We start from the raw sequence: 16,864 nt of genomic DNA on the forward strand, positions 1-16,864 counted from the left end.
CTTCTCCGTGGTTAACAAATAAGTTCCTGGTGTAAATCATAAATTTGCTGATTAAATTCAGCTGAGTTTATGTGATAAGGACTGATGACCAATTTACGGGTCTCTGTCTCTTTAAATGTTGTTATAAATGCATCAAAAAACGCTTGATTAGCAGCTGGGTTCCAGAAAGGTCCCCCTTCAATATCCAGAGCTGAAAAACCGCCCTGTGGTAATACAAACCGCAATGGGCCTTCACACTGATTTAATTTTTCAGCGATCCAAATACCCAACTGGCGGTTTTCCTCTGGTGTTGTACGCATTAAAGTGACTTGCGCATTATGATGATAAAACTGACGCCCTTTATATTTCTCAGGTACGCTAGATGGGCGACCAAAATTCACCATATCTAAAGCACCACAAGAACCTATATAAGGGGTTTTAGCGCGGGCGATAGCGCCAAAACGGTCTTCATCACAAGCAAGTACACCGTCAAACAAATAATCACAGACTTCTGTTGTTGTAAGGTCGAGCACACTATGAAGTAAGTGACTGTCTGCCAGTTTTTCCATCGCTTTGCCGCCACTTCCTGTTGCGTGAAAAACAAGGCAGTCATAATTATTTTCAAGTTTTTTAGTCAGTTGTTGCACACAAGGTGTTGTTACCCCAAACATGGTTAACGCTACCGCTGGTCTATCAACAACTTGTTCTTCTTGGTAAAAATAAACAGCGCCAGCTATTTGATTAGCCGCATTTCTTAAAACTTTACGAGAAATACGGTTTAAGCCGGATACATCAGTAACGGAGTACATCATTGAAATATCACTAGCACCGATGTAACCGGAAATATCACCCGAAGCCATCGTAGAGACCATCAATTTAGGTACGCCAATTGGCAAAGATTGCATTGCTGGTGTAATCAGAGCCGTCCCCCCTGAGCCGCCTAGCCCAAGAATGGCTAAGACATCATCACAGTGGGCTAAATAGTGTTCAAAGGCGACCGACATAGCGGCAATAGCTTTTCCTCGATCACCACAAAATACAGCGTTTTTGCCCTCAGGGTGGAAGCTTGCAACTTGTGCTGCGGTGATATCGGCTTCTCTTTCTAATGCTGTGGGCTTAGTTGTCAAATCGACGGTTTTTACAGGAAGGCCTACTTTTCTAATTAATTCACTGACATAAAAAATTTCAGCGCTTTTAGTATCAAGCGTCGTCGCAATATAAATAGAGCCAGAATATTGTTTCATTAGCCTTCCCTTACCTTTTATGATTATTGACGAATAGATTATAATCATAATGAGACTTGAGTTTCATTTATAATAGCACCGTTTTGAGACCGGAGTCTCATTATTTTTATTTTTTCTATTTTAGATATCGATTAGGTAGCGTTAATCACCTAAAGTAAACTTTAATAGTGTTATGGATTTATCATAAAATCAGTAAACCATACAAAAATATGGTAATGGCGAAGGATTTACTATGAGTTACAGTGATGAAACGGATGCAATGTCCGGTACACGAAAAAGAACCTACCATTTATTAGTTACTACGGCGTTGGGGCTTTTTGAGCAGGGAATGTTACCGACAGTATCAGAATTAGCGGCACATGCGGGTGTTTCTAGAGCAACGGCATATCGTTATTTTCCAACCCAAAGCGATTTGATTAGTGCTACGGTTGATGCCAGTTTAGCGCCTATCATTGCATGGAAACCCATCGCTGAAGATAATACGCAACAGCGTATCCAAAAATTACTTAATCTTGCTTATCCACAAATGTTCAAACACGAAGGAGCATTACGCGGAGCGCTGCAAGTATCATTACAGCAGTGGGCAAAAGAGAGACAATCAAGTGAATACACAGAAAAACGGTTTATTCGTGGCCACCGTAAAGAGATACTTCTTAAGGTTATTGAACCATTAAAAGCACAATATCCTGAAGAGATGTGGGATAAAGTCATTAAAGCATTTTCGCTGATTTATGGCTCAGAAGTGTTCTTAGTAATGAAAGATATCTGGAAAATGGACGATCAACAGGTCATTGACATGACTCAATGGATGGCAAAAGCTATTCTAAATCAGGCAAAGTCAGATTTTCCTACAGATAACGATTAATTATTTGAATAAATCAGTTAAAATTGTATCAATCATTTACGTTTTAGCTATTGCAGGATCGTTATGTCACACAAAACAGTAGACCAAGAGTGGCTGGTAGAACAACTAGAATACATTGCACAGGGCATTGGTAAAACATTATCGCCTTTTTGTGAAGTTGTACTTCATGATCTAACCGATAGTGAAAATACCATTATGGTTATTGAAAATAATCTGTCAGGGCGAAAAGTAGGAGATAGAGCAACAGAATTAGGAATGGCGCGTATTGAGTCTTCCGACTTTCCGCAAATTGTTGCAAATTATCCGAATCAATTCCCCGATGGAAGAACCGCAAAAAGTACCTCTATCGGTATTAAAGATAAACAGGGCAATTATGTTGCAGCGTTATGTTTAAATATTGATATTTCGATGATCAAAGGTTTGCAAATGGTACTTAATCAATTTGCAACGCTTGAAGAGGGCAACGATATCATTGAAACTTTTAGCTCAGTAACAGAAGATTCACTGAAAAAACGTATCGACGAATTTTCTGCAACTTATTCAGTAACACCAAGAGCGCTTAAACCACATCAACGCCGTGAATTACTGCTTTGCTTACAAGATGAGGGTTATCTTTCATTGCGTAAAGCAATGGAGATAACAGCACAATATCTAGGGGTTTCAAGGGCAACTGTTTATAACGATTTAAAAGAATGATTAAGATAGAAATTATTTTTTAATTCCAGCGGAAGATAAATCATTAAACTAAAAAAAAGATATCACTTGTTGATATCTTTTTTTATTTTTATTTTTTATTTTCAATAATATACCGTATTTTTATTGAAAGTGATTAACCGATTATTCTTGTGCGATTTTTATAAACCTTAGATAAATAAAAGGAATAGACTAACTATAATAATTTAAATGAAGGTGTTTAAAATGCCAATTAATATAACGGAAAAATCGTTTACTAAAATAGTAAGTACTATAAAAAATAACATTAATAATAAATTTAATTTTATTAACTCTGTAAAAAAGGTTGATAATACTGGTTCTCAATTTAATATTGGGGAATATTTTGGTAGTGCTAAAGTAGGAACTATAAAAGATTTTATTAAGGAATGTGAAAATATATTAAGTAAAGAAAAGCCTAATCTTTCAGATTTTAATAAAGATAATCCACAAGTTGCAAGTAAAAATAATTCAGAAATTGAAAGTAAACATAATTCAATAAATATAAATAAACATAATTCAGAAGTTAAAAGTGAAAATAATTCAGAAATTAAAAGTAAACATAATTCAATAAATATAAATAAACATAATTCAGAAGTTAAAAGTGAAAATAATTCAGAAATTGAAAATAAACATAACTCAATAAATGCAAATGAAAATAATTTAGAAACTGTAGATAGGAAAAATAATGGTGCTCTCGCATTCATGAATCCAGTTTATGAATATCCAGAAGTAGAAAATATTACAAAAAATCCAATTAAACAGGAAGAAAATACTAATGAGTTACTTAGTTGGCTTCTAGATTCAGGTAAACAAAAGTTAAATGTAAATGAAAGTCTTTACTTTAAATCTGAGAAAAAAAGAAACGTTAAAATTTTTTTAAAATTCTCATTTCGCCTTTTAAATTTATAGAAAGATCAATTACACCGATAAAAATAAATATAATAAATCCTAAAGTTAATAAGGAATTAACTGATTTTTTAATTAATAATAAATCAGATGAAAAAGAAGTATTTAAAAGTTTTAATCAACGATTAGGACAATTAAATATTACATTTATTAATAATGTTAATGAGGTTATAAATAAAAAGAATCTTAACCGAACAGAGATGGATGGTTTAATAAAATATCATACTTTAGAAAAAGCATTAGAATGTAAATTTATTAATGATATCAGAAAATTAAAAGATGAGTTTACTACTGATTTAGCCAAGGATAATCTCAAAAAAAATTATTCTAAATTACCAAGTGAAATATTAAAAAAAATCAATGATATGCTTAATGATAAGACGAAAGTTCCTAAGGAGATGAGTGATTATGAAAAAATAAATTTTTTATTTTCTTATGAAAGAATTAATGAACTAAAAGTTTTCGTAAAAGGAGAAATTAATAGTGAACATAAAAATATTGATTTTGATAATATTATAAATAAAACATTCGATTCTGTAATGAATATAAAGAATAAAGAGGAAATAGAACGTTCAAATGATAATTTTGATAATGTAAAAGAAGATCTCTATTTAGATTTAACCAAAGAGTTATTTAATAATTTATTGAAAAATAAAAAAATATATGGTGAGGATGCATTTGTTTCTCAAATAGATAACTTAATAAAACTGACAAGTGAAAATATTTCTAAAGAAATGCTTGATAAAGAAAATAAAATAATAAATTATCTGGATAAAAGCTTTTATAAAAACATCAACAAAGGTGATAAGGGTAATGATTTACTCACTCGTATATTTAAAAATTCAAGTAATAATATTAATTACAAGTGGGCTCAAGATGCCATTATTTTGTTAATGAGTTATGAAACATTTGGGATATATAATAATGAAACGACGACTTATACGAGTAATGGAGTAAGGAGTATTGGTGGTTCTGGTAGTGAAAATATAGAAAAAACAGCAGCAGAGAATAAATTATCAGGTGTTTTTAATCGATTAGGATTAGATGCAAATAACTTAGATAAATCTAAAGATGAGGTGTTAAGAAAGTATTTTGCTAATTATTTTCAACGTGTCTAATTGACAAGTTATGTTTTTTATATGGGAAATTATTTTTCTATATTTTAATTTTTAAATATTTTAAATAGGATATTTTATGAGTGTGAAATCTGTAGGGTTTGAACCAAACTTTTGTTTCAAGAATATTGAACATAGATATCCAAAGAAAGAGTGCTATGTTTTTTCTGAAAAAATAAAGGGAGTAAAAAACACACCAGTAAAACCTACATTTTTAAAAAAAATAATTAACTTGCTTACTTCTATTCATAGAAAAATTATAATTAATAAGATGATACAAAATATAAAAAATAAACTATCTTCTACTGAAATGAATAGACTAGCTTATAAAGAGTTTTTAGCTTGCATAGAAATTAACATAGCAGGAAAAGCAAAGTTAATAGAGAGATCGAATAGTGAAATTGAAATTAAAGGATATGTTTCTGAGTTAATTGATTTAAATGAAATTAAAAATCTCAAAGAAATTAAAATTATTAATGATTTAATTTCTCATGCAGGTGGTAAGTTCAATTTTTACGATTTTAGCAATTATTTGACTGAGGTTAAGAGAGCTAAAGATTATTTTTCATCTATTAATAAAGTTAATAACAAATATAACGAGTTAGTTACTATTTTTAATGAAATACTCAATTTAAGTCTGAGTAATCTAAATAAATCTGATTTTAAAAATATCTATAATATTATTAATAAAACCTATATTTTTGAAAATATACATTTAAATGATAAATATAGTTTTATGGATAATTTTTCAAGCTCTAAAGAAAGAGATAATTTTATAAGTACTATTAATTTACTTGTAATCGCTGAGAGTGAAAGAGGCATAATAAGTGGTTCTAATATTAATAAAATGAGAGAGGTAGAAAACGGACTATCAATAATAATGAAAAAAGTGTTAGGAAAAAAGGCTGGTGAAAATATAAGCTTTAAAGAACTAATAAATGAATGGGGGGGCGAATACATTGATAAACATTATGATTTTTCATCTAATGAAATATCTAGAGAGAAAGAAATAGTAAATAGTGAAGAGTTGAATAAATCGAATAAAGAATATGATGATAAAGCTATTAATAAAAATAAAACTATAATTGTAGAGGTCGAAATTCATAACTCTAATAAAGTCCCAGATAATAATTCAAATATAAGTGAAAGTGAAATCACAAAGGTCAATGTTGATGATGTTAATTTAGAATTTGATGATATTTTTAATGATGAAATATTAGAAGATATTTTATCTCCTAAAGAATTATTTTATGAAGATGAAAGTAAATATTGTAGTGCTATTCTTGATGATAAAGGAAATGAAGATAAATCAAATGATGATGACGTGATATTATATGACGACTCTGATTCAGAATTTGATAACCTATTAGCATCTACTAAAGAAAATCTATTTGAAATAAAAAGCTATCTAGATGAAAAAGATATTAAAACCAAAAAACTATTAGAAGATGAAAGTGTTTTTAAAAATGAGATTTTAAAAATAATCAATATAGAAAATGACGTTTATAATAAAATTGAGCATTATGACGATGATATAAAAAATAAATTTAATAGTATTCTTGACTCTTTAGCTAAAATAGATGAAGAAGAAAGGGTTATTTTAAGTGACATCAAGTTTAATGACCATTTTTACAGTGATTTTGATAAATACAAAAATGAAATAAATAAAAATATAATTGAAATCGATGAGTTATTAAATAATAAAAATACAGCTAATCTAGAAGAGGTGAAAAGTACTTTAGCTGATGAAGCTGAAATTTTAAATAATATTTTATTAAAAATAAAATCGTCAAAAATTGAAGCTAGTAAAACTAATGATTTAATAAATGACTTTGATGGCTTAAACTCTAATGTTTTAAAAAATAAAGATATAAACATTAAAGGTAGTGTGGTTAATAATTTAATTAAAGAGTTAGATAAGATAATTATAGACTCAAAAACAGAATCAATAGACAATGAAATTAATAAGCTATTAGTTGAAGTTAATCAAGGTAAGGCTAACGCTAAGTCACTGAATAAACCACTAGATTATATAGAACAAAATACTGATATTATTAATAGTAAAATAGATGATAATGCTCTAAATGTAGATGATTTATTTTTATCTTTAGAAGAAAAAATTAATAATATATCTTTAGATGAAAAGATTAATGATTTACAGAGTTTTGTTGATAGTATTAATAAGCTATCTTCTGGCGCTAAAGATAAAAACACTTATGTCTCAGAGTTAAGTAAAGTGGAAAAATTAAAAAGTAAGTTTATAGCCAGAAACCAAATGGTTAATAGTTTTCCTATCAGCCAATTACCTAATGATATCTTAGATGGAAAATATATTAAACATGTTGAAAGATTGAAAAAATTAAAAGATGAAGTTACTGAGTTAGAATTAAAGTTTAAGAAGTTAAAAAAACAGGATGACGTAATAAATAATGATGTAATAAATAATGATGTAATAAAGAGTGACGCAATAAATAGTGACGTAATAAATAGTAATGTAATAAATAAAGAAAAAAATTCTCATGTCGAGAAAGAAAATAATATAAAAATTGAAAGTCAACGAAGAGAAAATACTGTTGATAGTGCTATTAGTGAGGGTAGTGCTGCTAATGCTACTAGTGGTATGATTTCTTCTGATACTATTGAAAATAATAAACTTATCAATGTAATAAAGAATATTAAATTAACAGATGACAACATCATATCATTGGGTAGTTATAAAAATGAAAATATTGAGGATCTTAAATTAGATTTAGTTAATGGAATGGTGAGTTATGTATTAGTGACAAGAAAAGTAAATAAAGAAGTGAAAAATGATGTGAATAAAAAAGTGATAATTAAGGGGGTAAATAATAGTAAAATCCTTGAGGGAGCTAGTGATAGAGCAGCGGAGGAAATTAATAAGAAAAACGAAATGAAAAGTATAAAAAGATTTAAATATGATTTTCAATATAAAAAATACGAAGATGAAATAGACGAAATTGGCAAAATAACGAGAATAGAAAAAATAAATGAAATAGAAAGTAAAATATTAACGTTGATAAAAGATGAAAAAAGTAAGAAAGGAAATGAAGCATATATAAAGACATTTAAATCTGGTATTGAAAAATTTAAAGAAGAAGCTAAAGAAGAAATTGGTAAATACTTAATGTATGTTATTAATATGCAAAATACGCAAAATAAGAAAAAAATAGAAAAAATGAAAAATACAGAAAGTAAGAAAAATATAACAAGTAAGAAAAATAAAGTAGGATTATAGATCCTTCTTTAAATAATATTTCTTATCATTAATAGGATAACTTTCTAACGTGCCAAATATCTCAAATCCCTGCTTTTGATAAAAAGGCAGGGCTTGAAAGCTAAAGGTATCCACTTCAGCATATTTGGCGCCTTTTTCTTTGGCTGTGTTTTCCATTGTTTGCAGTAATTCTGTACCTATGTTTTGTCCTCGATAAGCACTATCAACCCACAAATAACGAATACGCAACCAATTACCTAATATATCGCCACTAATTCCACCGATTTTTTTACCGTTTTCCTCTTTAAATACAGCTAGAGGAGTATATTGATCAAAACTAATAAATTGAAGGTTATGGGTAAGTAATCCTTTATAAATTTCATTTATATCATTAGCTGTTGGGCTAGTAGTTATTTTTATAGGCATAATTGGCTCTTAATATTAAGAAAAAGCGATACTTTCATTATAACTATTTAGTTATTAATTGAACTTACTAATGCTAGGATGGGAAACAATAAATAAAAAAATTGGATAACACAACAATGTCGTTCTTAAAAACCATACCGGGTATTCTTTTTTGCTCATTAATTGGTGTTGGGCTCACGTTTTTAGGCTTACCGATGGCGCTGATGTTTGGGCCTATTATTGTGGTTATTATTGCTTATCGGTTTGGTAGTGAATTGTCAGTTCCTAAACATACGTTAACCTTTATTCAGCTTACATTAGGAACGTCTGTTGGCTTAATGTTTAATCAAGTACATTTAGGCAGCGCAGATAATCTATTTATTTTATTGCTTACTTTAGTGATTTGTTTAGCGATTCAATTTTTTGTTAGTTATTTTTGGTTTCATCGCCATATAGGTTGGACAAAAGAAGAATCAATGCTCGGTGCAGTGCCGGGGGCAATGGCGGCGATCCTTGCATTAACCGATCATACTAAAACACCACCACAAAAAATTGTTATTTCTCATACTATCCGTTTAATGGTACTGATTATTATGGCCGGGATAATAGTAGGGGGTGACAAAGCTAATATGCCAGAATTCGCACTTCCCCAAATGACCGTGCTTTCTTCCGCTTGGCTTTTATTGATTGTTGTAGTTGGTTTGTTTTCTGGATTACTGTTACAGAAAATCCGATTTCCAGCTCCGTTTATGCTTACTTCACTAGGCAGTGCTGTTCTTATCCAATCTTTTGTCAATGAACCTATTGCATTTCCTATGCTACTTAATGAATTGAGTATGGTTTTAATTGGTATGAATATTGGTGCTCATTTTGTAGTTTTTCCTCTTTCATCATTAATTAAAAATGCTTTTTCTTCTGTTCAAGTCGTGATTATTAATGTGATTTTAACAGTGATTGTCGCATTTTCTGCAGCTCATCTAACGGGCGTTCCTTGGGAAACTTTAGTTTTAGCATGGGCGCCAGGTAGTATGGAAGCGATGACATTCGCTGCAATTACGATGAATGTCGATGCGGCTTTTGTGATGTCTAACCATATTTTTAGAATGTTGATTATTCAAAGTATTCCTTCGGTTGCACTCTTTTGGAATGAGTATAAACAAAAGAAAGCGAATATTCACAAAGAGTAAAGTACGATTTATTAGAAAACTTAGACGTTGGGAACTTGTGAGTAATTACAAAGAATAATCGAAAGGTGTAGTTAGGTGTAGTAAAGGTGTAGTGATGAAACACACGATAACCTCTCTTAACATATTAAGTTATAAGAGGTTATCTTTAAGCAATTTTATTTTAAAATCACCGATTAATAGTCTAATAAACTCAGTGACTTATTAGCGAGTAATTGACATTTCTTATTATGTGGCACTTCTATTCCTTTCAAATCACGATAACTATCTTCATTTAATTGACTCATTGGTAAAGAAGAGTAGTTGGTGACATCCCATTGCTGAGAGCGAGAAAAGATAAAAATGGCTCTTTCTATTTTTTGCTTTGATACCTGCTCATAACCACAATCTTTGTTTAAAAAGAGGTAGATCGCTGTTAAATCTGCCAAGTCTTCTGCTTGTGTATAAGTTAACGCGGTTGCACTTGAAGAAAAAAGTGTGGCGAAAGAGAGCGTAACGCTGCAAAGCAAGGCGAACATTTTCTTCATTGGTTACGACATTCCTCAGTGTGATGATTTCGTAAGTTTTGTTATTTGACTTAATTAAGTTAAAAGTTTTGCAAAGACCCTCTATTTTGTCTGGTTTTAAATTGACCTTCCAGTAAGGGGAAACTTTAGCATCTGTAATTAGTTTACAGAACTGCTTTATTGATTTTATTACGACAAAAACAGAGTAGCTTGTTTTAATTCAAAGGAATACATCATGCAACGTCGCGAATTTTTAAAATTAGGCGCCACATTAAGTGCAGTAACATTATTACCAAGCTGGAGTCGTCTTGCATTCGCCCAAAGTAACACGCCTTCATTGGCTATTCCACCTCAAATTAGTCCCGATGCACAACAAAAGATTGTTCTGAATATTCAACAAGGTGTTTCACAGTTTATTCCTTCTGCTAGTACCACAACGTGGGGATATAACGGTAATTTACTTGGTCCTGCATTAAAACTTAAGCGCGGTCAGCCTGTCACTATTGATATTCATAACCAATTACCTGAAACCACAACGGTTCACTGGCATGGCCTAGAAATTAGTGGAGAGCAAGATGGTGGCCCACAGGCGACTATCGCACCAGGGCAGTCTCGTACTGTCACTTTTACACCAAACCAAGCAGAATCGACATGTTGGTTCCACCCTCATACTCATGGAATTACGGGCCAACAAGTCGCAATGGGATTAGGTGGTTTGGTGATCATTGAAGATGATGAAACACCAAAGCATAAATTACCTAAACGCTGGGGAGTTGATGATTTACCCGTAATTTTGCAAGACAAACGTTTAAACAGTGAAGGGCAAATTGATTATCAGCTTGATGTAATGAGTGCTGCCATTGGTTGGTTTGGCGATATGATGCTAACTAATGGCGCTATTCAGCCACAACAAATTGTACCAAAAGGTTGGGTAAGATTACGTTTCTTAAATGGTTGTAATGCGCGTAGCCTAAATTTAGCCACCAGTGATGGTAGACCGATGTATGTTATCGCTAGTGATGGTGGATTATTAGCCGAACCAGTAAAAGTGACTGAATTACCAATTTTGATGGGCGAGCGCTTTGAAGTATTAGTGGATACTTCGGATGGACGAGATTTTGATATTGTCACTTTACCCGTGCGTCAAATGGGAATGGTATTAGCGCCATTTGATAACGTATTGACGGTGTTACGTTTATTACCTTCAGCAGAAAAAGCACAAGGTGTATTGCCTGATACACTCGCGCTTATGCCTGCATTGCCTCCATTAAGTAATCTAGCAACTCGTCCATTACATTTACGTATGGATATGCGATTAGATATGCAAGGAATGATGGCATTAACAGAGCGTTACGGTGATAAAGCATTAGCTGGGCTGCATCATGGAATGAGTCATATGCGTCAAGGCAATGGAAATGGCATGATGGGCGGCGGCATGATGAGTGGTTGTGGCCATTCTAATGGTGATTTTGATCTTCACAATGCAAACAGTATTAATGGCATTCCTTTTTCCATGACAGAACCCGCTTTTGATGTAAAACAAGGTGTTTACGAGCGTTGGGTTGTTTCAGGGCGTGGTGATATGATGTTACACCCTTTCCATGTTCATGGTACGCAATTTCGTATTTTAACTGAGAATGGTCGAGCACCAGAAAAACATCGCCAAGGTTGGAAAGATATTGTGAAAGTAGAGGGGCAAATTAGCGAAATATTAGTGAAGTTTGACCATTTAGCGACACAAGCACATCCATTTATGGCGCACTGCCATTTATTAGAACATGAAGATACTGGCATGATGTTAGGTTTTACTGTGAGTAAGTAGTATTTCACTGTAATAGCCTGCAATATCAGCAAGATAAATTAAATAAGGGCGTAAGATTGATATTTTATGCCCTTATTTTCATCAAATCAGATCATCGCATGATGAAGGAAGTTCTGGTACAATCGGTTGCTTTCCACGTTAACCCAATCGAAATAAATCATGAAACATATTGTTGATGTCATGATCTCTGAAGAAGAGATCAAACAGCGTATTGCTGAATTAGGTCGTGAAATCACCGAACATTACACTCCTCGTCAAGAGAAACATGATCTGGTCTTAATCGGTTTACTTAAAGGTTCTTTTATTTTTATGGCCGATTTATGCCGTGAAATTGAAACTCCTCATGAAGTCGATTTTATGACAGTTTCAAGTTATGGTAATGGTATGACGTCAACGCGTGACGTTAAAATCATTAAAGATCTTGATGAAGATATTCGTGGTAAAGATGTTCTGATTGTTGAAGATATTATTGACTCAGGTAATACCTTAAATCGTGTTAGTGAGATCTTAAGCCTACGTGAGCCGGCTTCTATTTCTATTTGCACTTTACTGGATAAACCTTCTCGTCGTGAAGTTGATGTGCCAGTTGAGTGGATTGGCTACTCTATAGAAGATAAGTTTGTTATCGGTTATGGCATCGATTATGCGCAACGTTATCGTCATCTGCCTTATATTGGCCATGTAACTTTGCTAGATGAATAATTTTATTCAGTGTCATAAGTACCGACTTATTAGACTAAACAAGGATCCGCATAAGCGGATTTTTGTTTGATATCGATTTGAAAATTATATTATTTGATAAATAGAGATACAGGTAAATTAAAGCGAGATGCCAGCTTTTTGATGTGCTCTAGTGTTAATTACGCTCACCATTTTAAATACAATTAACATAAGAACGGGAGCCTAACTCATTTTTAAAGTCTGTTGTATTAAGATTGTATTGACCTATTAACGTACACAAAACGGCAATAGCATCATCACATTTATTGAGTTTTTCGTTGAAAACGTTGAATTCAGGTGCGTTGTTTTCATATTCATCAATTTTAGTACCAAGCATATCAATTAAAGGATTATCAAGGTCGTGTTCAACCAAATATTCAACCAGTTTGATACTATCTTCATAGTCTTTACGAAAATGGCTACCACCAAGAATAGGAACTATATTCACTAGGCTGTTTGAGCCTTAATAGCACCAATAATTATCATTCTTTTTGTTCTCCGATAGTAGTCCGTAAGTTTATTGTATTCCCACCAATATCAATGACCCACCATTTTTCTCTATATTTCATCCTATCTAAGCTTGGGAATACTTTTTTTAACTCTGTTGGCGTTGGGTAGGTGTCGCATTTTAATGTTCTATAAGTATCAGCAAGTGCTTACGCATAATTTTGGAAACGTATAGATGCCAGATCAAAAGGTTCTTCTGATATTACATGTCTTTGTTTTCTATTTTGGCAACAATGGTGGGATTATTTTATGTAAAAGAAGAAGGGAGGATGAAAATTAAGTGAGAAGACCCAAAGCTAAATATCAGCTTTTAGGGCCTTAATTATAATTTTGATAATTTAAGATTAACGTGGATGGCTTAACTTAGCCATCGATTGGCGATAAGAGAGCTCTAGTTTTTCGCGGCTGTCTGAAGTCACATCTAAATCGTGTAATTCACCGTTATTTAAACCATAAACCCAACCGTGGATCATTACTTTTTGTCCGCGCTTCCATGCTGCTTGCATGATAGTTGAGTGGCCAAGATTATAAACTTGTTCAATTACATTTAGCTCACAGAGTAGATTGAGTCTATCTTGCGGTGCTAGTTCGCCTAACATTGAGCTATGCTTGTACCAAATATCACGAATATGAAGTAACCAGTTATTGATTAGACCAAGTTCAGTGCCTTCAATTGCTGCCTCAATACCGCCGCAGCCATAGTGACCACAAACAATAATGTGTTCAACTTGCAGCACATCAACTGCATATTGGATCACAGAAAGACAGTTTAAATCTGTATGAATAACGAGGTTGGCAACATTACGGTGAACAAATAAATCGCCAGGGGCTGCGTTAATTAATTTTTCAGCGGGAACTCGGCTGTCAGAACAACCTATCCATAAAAAGTGTGGTTTTTGGCCTTTACAGAGATCTTTAAAAAACTGAGGATTTTCTTCAGTAACAGATTCTGACCATTGCTTGTTATTAGATAACAGTTCTTCAATTTTTCTCATCATGACGTATGACTGCCTGTAAATTCAGTTTCTAATCATTTGCGCTGACAGTACGCCAACACGAAATAGCTTTGGTATTATTATTGGATGCGAAAGATCCGTTAAGAAAGGGTATTTTTATACCATTACTTGTGAATTAATCAGAGGGCTTTTTTAGCACCTAATGACAGATAACTACCTATGTTTTATTCCTTTAAAATAAGATAGATCTTTTTATAGCATTTGTTTAATGAATTTATCAATACATTATTTGATGTAAATCAAATACACGAAAAGATAACTGATTGTTAATATTGTTATTCTATGTTTTTCATGAGTGTTTTATGTGTTTTTTTATAAAAAAAACTTATGTGTTTAATTATCTTTTTGATTATTAATCAATAAAGTCTGTTTTAAAATAATTTAATCAAAGAGTGGGTGAAGATAATTAAGATTAAAATAATATCTTTCAGTAAGATTGAGCAATAAAGGCAACAAATTTATTGATATCAAATAAATTAAATGGTAACGAAGTGAAATTATTTATTGTTATGTTAGGAATAATAGCAAGAAATAGATGTAAAATAGCGCGATTAGGTCTATCTTCTTTGGATTTTACGCCCTTATTTTACAAGTGAATTGTTAATATTTTTTTATTTATTCATTTGTGTCATAAGTCGTAAAACAGTTTATTTGGTACTGTTTTTTCTCTAGAATAACTTATTCCATTTTGATCCTATTGAACTAAGCAACTTTTCTAAGTTAATCGATTTTTGTCGTGCTTAGTTGAATAGCTATTTTCTGATTTCAGCTCAGTAAATGCTGAATAATGCAGTTGATAAAAGGTAATTTCCACTTATGACTTATGCATTGGAGTTAACCGAATTAACGAAAACTTACCACAATGGTGTAAAAGCGTTAAAAGGTATTAATCTTACTGTTGAAGCGGGTGATTTTTACGCACTGTTAGGCCCTAATGGTGCGGGTAAATCAACCACAATTGGTATCATCAGCTCACTCGTTAATAAAAGCAGCGGTAAGGTAAAAGTATTTGGTTACGATACGGATACCGATATGGTAAATGCTAAACGCCAACTCGGGTTAGTGCCACAAGAATTCAATTTCAATCCTTTTGAAACCGTTTTGCAAATTGTAATAAACCAAGCGGGTTATTATGGTGTGCCGCGTAAGCTTGCTTTAGAACGTGCCGAAATTTATTTAACCCAACTTGATTTATGGGAGAAAAAAGACGACCGAGCACGTTTTTTATCTGGGGGGATGAAGCGCCGATTAATGATTGCTCGTGCGCTTATGCATCAACCTAAATTGCTTATTCTCGATGAACCAACAGCTGGTGTTGATATTGAATTGCGTCGTTCTATGTGGACGTTTTTAAAACAGCTTAATGCTGAAGGTACTACGATTATTTTAACCACTCACTATCTTGAAGAAGCAGAAATGCTCTGTCGGAATATTGGTATTATTCAACGTGGTGAGCTGGTTGAAAATACCAGTATGAAAAATTTATTAGGTAAATTAGAGTCTGAAACCTTTATTTTAGACTTGGCACCTAAAAGCCCACTACCTGAATTACAGAACTATCAATATCGTTTAATGGATACTTCAACTTTAGAAGTTGATGTAAAAAGAGAGCAGGGATTAAGCAGTGTTTTTGCTCAATTAAATGCGCAAGGTATTCAAGTATTAAGTATGCGAAATAAAGCTAATCGTCTTGAAGAGTTATTTGTGCATTTAGTGAATGAAGATCATACACAAGAAGGAGAGAGGGAATGATTCAGCTTTATTGGGTAGCCCTCAAAACTATTTGGATAAAAGAAGTTACTCGTTTTGGTCGTATTTGGGTGCAAACATTAATTCCACCTGTTATTACGATGTCACTTTATTTCGTTATTTTCGGTAATTTAATTGGTAAACGAATTGGCGATATGGGGGGAGTAGATTATATGCAGTTTATTGTTCCTGGCCTGATTATGATGGCAGTAATAACAAACTCATATGCTAATGTCTCTTCTTCATTTTTTGGCGCTAAATTCCAGCGTAGTATTGAGGAATTATTAGTATCACCAGTCCCTACTCATGTTGTTATTGCTGGATTTGTTGGTGGCGGTGTTGCTCGTGGTGTTTGTGTCGGAATATTAGTTACTTTAATTTCACTCTTTTTTGTCCCATTAGAAATTCATTCATGGACAATGGTGGTAGTGACATTATTAATGACCTCGATAGTGTTTTCTCTTGCGGGGCTATTAAATGCGATTTTTGCTAAAACTTTTGATGATATTAGCATCATTCCTACTTTCGTATTAACGCCGTTAACCTATTTGGGTGGGGTATTTTATTCATTAACACTGCTTCCTGAATTTTGGCAAGGTGTTTCTAAATTAAACCCAATAGTGTATATGATCAGTGGGTTTCGTTATGGTTTCCTCGGTATTACAGATGTCTCTTTAACGATCACAATTAGTGTATTGTGTTTATTTATTGCCATATTTTACGCTCTTGCTTGGTATTTAATTGAAAAAGGCCGTGGTTTAAGAAGCTAATCAAACGGTTTAATTAAATAACTTACAAAAGAGCTAAAAAATATAAAATCGATATCTTTTATTCAGATATCGATTTTTTTTACCCTTTTTTTGTGGTTGATGTTAATTTTTCTTTAAATTTCCTTTT

At 32.3% G+C, this 16,864-nt stretch carries 15 protein-coding genes and 1 pseudogene; 10 read left to right on the forward strand and 6 right to left on the reverse strand.

The annotated features are described in order from the left end of the window. Positions 1-11 precede the first annotated feature (11 nt). Complete coding sequence (locus tag PH4a_RS10785) at positions 12-1,223, reverse strand: Tm-1-like ATP-binding domain-containing protein (RefSeq protein WP_129039704.1); 1,212 nt, start codon at positions 1,221-1,223, stop codon at positions 12-14. Positions 1,224-1,455: 232 nt separating this feature from the next. Between PH4a_RS10785 and PH4a_RS10790 the strand changes: the two genes are divergently transcribed. From PH4a_RS10790 to PH4a_RS10810, 5 genes are all read left to right on the forward strand, one after another. Continuing rightward, a complete protein-coding gene (locus PH4a_RS10790; RefSeq protein ID WP_129039706.1) occupies positions 1,456-2,088 on the forward strand; it encodes a TetR/AcrR family transcriptional regulator in 633 nt (210 codons plus the stop codon). Between the two features lie 63 nt (positions 2,089-2,151). Next, positions 2,152-2,784: a helix-turn-helix transcriptional regulator gene (locus PH4a_RS10795; protein ID WP_064719092.1), complete on the forward strand. Its 633-nt coding sequence runs from the start codon at positions 2,152-2,154 to the stop codon at positions 2,782-2,784. Between the two features lie 222 nt (positions 2,785-3,006). Next, complete coding sequence (locus PH4a_RS10800) at positions 3,007-3,711, forward strand: hypothetical protein (RefSeq protein ID WP_129039708.1); 705 nt, start codon at positions 3,007-3,009, stop codon at positions 3,709-3,711. A 197-nt stretch (positions 3,712-3,908) separates the two neighbouring features. Continuing rightward, the gene (locus PH4a_RS10805) at positions 3,909-4,826 is read left to right on the forward strand and encodes a hypothetical protein (protein ID WP_129039710.1); all 918 of its coding nucleotides are present in this window, start codon (positions 3,909-3,911) and stop codon (positions 4,824-4,826) included. Between the two features lie 76 nt (positions 4,827-4,902). After that, complete coding sequence (locus PH4a_RS10810) at positions 4,903-8,079, forward strand: hypothetical protein (protein ID WP_129039712.1); 3,177 nt, start codon at positions 4,903-4,905, stop codon at positions 8,077-8,079. On the opposite strand, the gene PH4a_RS10815 is transcribed toward PH4a_RS10810, so the two are convergent. After that, complete coding sequence (locus PH4a_RS10815; RefSeq protein ID WP_129039714.1) at positions 8,074-8,484, reverse strand: GNAT family N-acetyltransferase; 411 nt, start codon at positions 8,482-8,484, stop codon at positions 8,074-8,076. The genes PH4a_RS10810 and PH4a_RS10815 overlap by 6 nt on opposite strands. Positions 8,485-8,600: 116 nt before the next feature. Here PH4a_RS10815 and PH4a_RS10820 point away from each other — a divergent pair, with 116 nt between their 5' ends. Next, the gene (locus tag PH4a_RS10820) at positions 8,601-9,650 is read left to right on the forward strand and encodes an AbrB family transcriptional regulator (RefSeq protein ID WP_129039716.1); all 1,050 of its coding nucleotides are present in this window, start codon (positions 8,601-8,603) and stop codon (positions 9,648-9,650) included. A 173-nt stretch (positions 9,651-9,823) separates the two neighbouring features. Here PH4a_RS10820 and PH4a_RS10825 read toward each other — a convergent pair whose 3' ends face one another. After that, positions 9,824-10,174 (reverse strand): YacC family pilotin-like protein, encoded by a 351-nt coding sequence (locus tag PH4a_RS10825; RefSeq protein WP_064719097.1) that lies wholly within the window; start codon positions 10,172-10,174, stop codon positions 9,824-9,826. Positions 10,175-10,388: 214 nt separating this feature from the next. Between PH4a_RS10825 and cueO the strand changes: the two genes are divergently transcribed. Continuing rightward, on the forward strand, positions 10,389-11,975 hold the full coding sequence (gene cueO, locus PH4a_RS10830; RefSeq protein ID WP_129039718.1) for a multicopper oxidase CueO: 1,587 nt from the start codon (positions 10,389-10,391) through the stop codon (positions 11,973-11,975). A gap of 159 nt (positions 11,976-12,134) precedes the next feature. Beyond that, positions 12,135-12,677 (forward strand): hypoxanthine phosphoribosyltransferase, encoded by a 543-nt coding sequence (gene hpt, locus PH4a_RS10835; RefSeq protein ID WP_064719099.1) that lies wholly within the window; start codon positions 12,135-12,137, stop codon positions 12,675-12,677. Positions 12,678-12,849: 172 nt separating this feature from the next. Here hpt and PH4a_RS10840 read toward each other — a convergent pair whose 3' ends face one another. From PH4a_RS10840 to can, 3 genes and pseudogenes are all read right to left on the reverse strand, one after another. Then, positions 12,850-13,143, reverse strand: coding sequence for a transcriptional regulator (locus PH4a_RS10840; RefSeq protein ID WP_341868122.1), 294 nt, complete (start codon positions 13,141-13,143; stop codon positions 12,850-12,852). A gap of 34 nt (positions 13,144-13,177) precedes the next feature. After that, a pseudogene (locus tag PH4a_RS18490) lies at positions 13,178-13,291 on the reverse strand (type II toxin-antitoxin system HigB family toxin); the annotation flags it as partial. Between the two features lie 255 nt (positions 13,292-13,546). Next, positions 13,547-14,200 (reverse strand): carbonate dehydratase, encoded by a 654-nt coding sequence (gene can, locus PH4a_RS10850; RefSeq protein WP_064719100.1) that lies wholly within the window; start codon positions 14,198-14,200, stop codon positions 13,547-13,549. A gap of 834 nt (positions 14,201-15,034) precedes the next feature. On the opposite strand from can, the gene PH4a_RS10855 reads away from it, so the two are divergent. Continuing rightward, on the forward strand, positions 15,035-15,970 hold the full coding sequence (locus PH4a_RS10855) for an ABC transporter ATP-binding protein (RefSeq protein ID WP_129039720.1): 936 nt from the start codon (positions 15,035-15,037) through the stop codon (positions 15,968-15,970). Further along, on the forward strand, positions 15,967-16,737 hold the full coding sequence (locus tag PH4a_RS10860; protein ID WP_064719102.1) for an ABC transporter permease: 771 nt from the start codon (positions 15,967-15,969) through the stop codon (positions 16,735-16,737). Before PH4a_RS10855 ends, PH4a_RS10860 begins: the two co-directional genes overlap by 4 nt. The last annotated feature ends 127 nt before the right edge of the window (positions 16,738-16,864 follow it).

Origin of the sequence: Proteus hauseri, assembly GCF_004116975.1 — a bacterium.
Lineage (GTDB): Bacteria > Pseudomonadota > Gammaproteobacteria > Enterobacterales > Enterobacteriaceae > Proteus > Proteus hauseri.